Below are 2,696 nucleotides of genomic sequence, written 5' to 3' on the forward strand. Positions count from 1 at the left end.
AGCCCTGCGCGTCCGGAGCGGCGTGATCCGGAGCCGCGCGCGTCCGGAGCCGCGCGCGGGCGTGGCGCGGTGCGGCCGGTTCGCAGCACGCGGGTCCACCATGGGCGGGTGCCTGCCCTCGAACCCGTGACCCGCTCCGCTCCCCCGCTCGGCGGGCCGCGGATCCTCCGCCAGCGCTGGACCGAGGCCGCCTTCCTGCACTGGCGGGTGGATCCGTCGCTCGTGGCGCCGCACCTGCCCCGCGGCGTCCGTCCGGACGAGCACGACGGCTCCTCCTGGGTCGGGCTGATCCCGTTCCGCCTCTCGCGCACCGCGTTCCTGGGTGGTCCGCGCGTGCCGTGGTTGGGCACCTTCCCCGAGGTCAACGTGCGCCTCTACTCCGTCGACGCGCAGGGACGCCGCGGAGTCGTCTTCGTCTCGCTCGAGGCGTCGCACCTGCTGCCCGTGCTCACCGCGCAGGCCGTGTTCGGGCTGCCCTACCAGTGGGCGCGGATGAGCATCGAGCACCGCCACGGCGCCGTGATCTACGAGACCTCGCGGATCGGAGAGCCGGCCGCGCGCTCGCGCATCGCGGTGCGCCCCGTCCCGGGACCGGCGTCGGAGGATCCGCTCGCCTCGTTCCTGACCTCCCGCTGGGCGTACCACGAGAGCCACCTGGGATCAACGTGGTACGGACGCAATCTGCACCGGCCGTGGCCGCTGCAGCGGGCCGAGCTGCTGTCGCTGGACGACGGGTTGCTGGCGGCGGCCGGGTTCCCGGGGGTCGGCGGGAGGGCGCCGGACTCGGTGCTGTACTCGCCCGGGGTCGAGACGGTGTTCACGGTGCCGAGGCGGGTGCGGTAGGGGCTCGCAGAGGACTGGCGCTTCACGCGCCTCGTCGGACACTATTCGGTAACCGACAAGTGCCTGGCACACGTCTCGACGAGGAAAACCGTGGAATTCACCGAACGACTGATCGCGCTGGCCACCAAGGTGAACCAGCAGAGGGAGATCATCCAGACCGAGGAGGCGACGAAGAACGCCTTCATCATGCCGTTCATCTCGACGATCCTCGGTTACGACGTCTTCAATCCCCTCGAGGTCGTCCCGGAGTTCATCGCCGACGTGGGCGTGAAGAAGGGCGAGAAGATCGATTACGCGATCGTCCACAACGGCGACGTGCAGATGCTGATCGAATGCAAGAAGTCGAGTGAGCCGCTGAAGATCGAGCACGCTTCTCAGCTCTTCCGGTACTTCGCGGTCACCAATGCCCGGATCGCCATTCTGACGAACGGCGAGCGCTACCACTTCTACACGGATCTCGACGCCCCGAATCGGATGGACGCCAAGCCCTTCCTGGTCCTCGATCTCACCGACATCGACGAGACGCTCATCCCGGAGCTCAAGAAGCTGACGAAGGAGGTCTTCGACCTCGACTCGATCATCAGCGCAGCGGGAGAGTTGAAGTACATCGGCGAGATCAAGAGGGAGCTGGCCGCTCAGTTCGCTGCGCCGACGGACGAGTGGATCAAGTTCTTCACCTCGCGCGTCTATGAGGGCGCCTACACGCAGAAGGTGCGTGAGCAGTTCACGGCACTCGTCTCGAAAGCCTCGAAGCAGTTCCTGAACGAGCAGGTCAATGAGCGCCTGAAGACCGCTCTCAGCGCGCCCAACTTCCCTCGGACGGAAGCGATCGCCGCAGAGCAGGCGGTCACGAGCCAGGCGGTCGTCGAAGAGGAGCTCGAGGAGCAGAGCGACATCGAGACGACGCTCGAGGAGCTCGAGGGCTACCAGATCATCCGTGCGATCGCGTGCAGCGAGGTGAAGGTGAGCAGAATCGCTCAGCGCGACGCGAAGACGTACTTCGCGGTCATCCTCGACGACAACAACCGCAAGCCCGTCGCTCGCCTGCACTTCAACAGGAAGCAGAAGTACCTCGGGACGTTCGACGGGGAGAAGAACGAGACCAGGCACCCCATCGCCTCGCTCGACGAGATCTACGAGCACGCCCAGACGATCCGTGACACCGTGCGGGCCTACGCCTGAGCGGCTGATCCTCCCCACGCGGCGAGCGGTCGTGGCGCGAAGCGACTCCGCGGTGGCGTGATCGTCCGGCCCGTGTCGGTGGTCCGTGGTCTCATCCTCGTATGGTTCTTCTGGATGTCGAGGCGAGGCCCGCGGGCGGCGGCCCGAGCGTGCGCGAGTGCTTCGACGACGCCCTCGTCGCCGCCGTCGGGGCGGCGTGCGCGGTCGATGCGTTCCGCGCGCGGGCCGAGGCGCAGCGCGCCGAGCTGATCGAGCTCGCGCGGCGCACGGCGATGGCGTTGCCGGAGGCGCTCGTCGACCCGCACGTGCAGGCGCACGTCGAGCGCGAGGAGGCGGCGATGCGGGCCCTGGTGGCGGAGCTCGCGACCGGGATGCGGGTCGCGGAGTCGCTCGCCTCGGCACTCGTCGAGGAGAGCCGGATGCTCGTGAACGAGCTCCCGCAGACGCTGACGGCGCTACGGGAGGCGGTCATCGCTCCCGAGCACGCCCGCGTCGTCGTGCGGGCGGCGCTGGATCTGCCTGTCGAGGTGCGCGGGCGCTTCGACGAGGAGGCGGCGCGGATCGCCGCCGAGTGCACTCCGCCGCAGCTGCGACGCCGCCTGCGCCTCGTCCGCGAGCGGCTGCATCCGGAAGCGCTGATGGCACGGCACCAGCGGTGCACCGCCCGGCGC

General features: G+C 68.9%; 3 protein-coding genes. All 3 read left to right on the top strand.

Features of this window, described 5'->3' with window-relative positions; translation table 11 throughout:
- Positions 1-108: 108 nt before the first annotated feature.
- On the top strand, positions 109-843 hold the full coding sequence (locus IOC53_RS18490) for a DUF2071 domain-containing protein (RefSeq protein ID WP_307786261.1): 735 nt from the start codon (positions 109-111) through the stop codon (positions 841-843).
- Positions 844-933: 90 nt separating this feature from the next.
- Positions 934-2,025: a type I restriction endonuclease gene (locus IOC53_RS18495; protein ID WP_207408060.1), complete on the top strand. Its 1,092-nt coding sequence runs from the start codon at positions 934-936 to the stop codon at positions 2,023-2,025.
- A gap of 101 nt (positions 2,026-2,126) precedes the next feature.
- On the top strand, positions 2,127-2,696 hold a 570-nt coding region (locus IOC53_RS18500; protein WP_207408062.1), incomplete at its 3' end, for a DUF222 domain-containing protein.

Source organism: Rathayibacter sp. SD072 (assembly GCF_017355185.1).
In the GTDB taxonomy this organism is placed as follows: Bacteria; Actinomycetota; Actinomycetes; order Actinomycetales; family Microbacteriaceae; genus Rathayibacter.